We start from the raw sequence: 635 nt of genomic DNA on the forward strand, positions 1-635 counted from the left end.
GGAGGCATCCTTGGGATACCACCCTGATCGTATCTAGGTTCTAACTTGGTACCGTGATCCGGTGCGAGGACAGTGTCAGGTGGGCAGTTTGACTGGGGCGGTCGCCTCCTAAAGAGTAACGGAGGCGCCCCAAGGTTCCCTCAGAATGGTTGGAAATCATTCGAAGAGTGCAAAGGCAGAAGGGAGCTTGACTGCGAGACCTACAAGTCGAGCAGGGACGAAAGTCGGGCTTAGTGATCCGGTGGTACCGCATGGAAGGGCCATCGCTCAACGGATAAAAGCTACCCTGGGGATAACAGGCTTATCTCCCCCAAGAGTCCACATCGACGGGGAGGTTTGGCACCTCGATGTCGGCTCATCGCATCCTGGGGCTGAAGTAGGTCCCAAGGGTTGGGCTGTTCGCCCATTAAAGCGGTACGCGAGCTGGGTTCAGAACGTCGTGAGACAGTTCGGTCCCTATCTGTCGTGGGCGTAGGAAATTTGAGAGGAGCTGTCCTTAGTACGAGAGGACCGGGATGGACGTACCGCTGGTGTACCAGTTGTTCCGCCAGGAGCACCGCTGGGTAGCTATGTACGGAAGGGATAAGCGCTGAAAGCATCTAAGCGTGAAGCCCCCCTCAAGATGAGATTTCCCA

Annotated in this window: 1 rRNA gene; it reads left to right on the plus strand. The window is 56.2% G+C overall.

The features are described from left to right. Positions 1-635: ribosomal RNA gene (locus tag ACU1JV_RS28060) — 23S ribosomal RNA — on the plus strand; the annotation flags it as partial.

Source organism: Paenibacillus sp. T2-29, assembly GCF_052921365.1.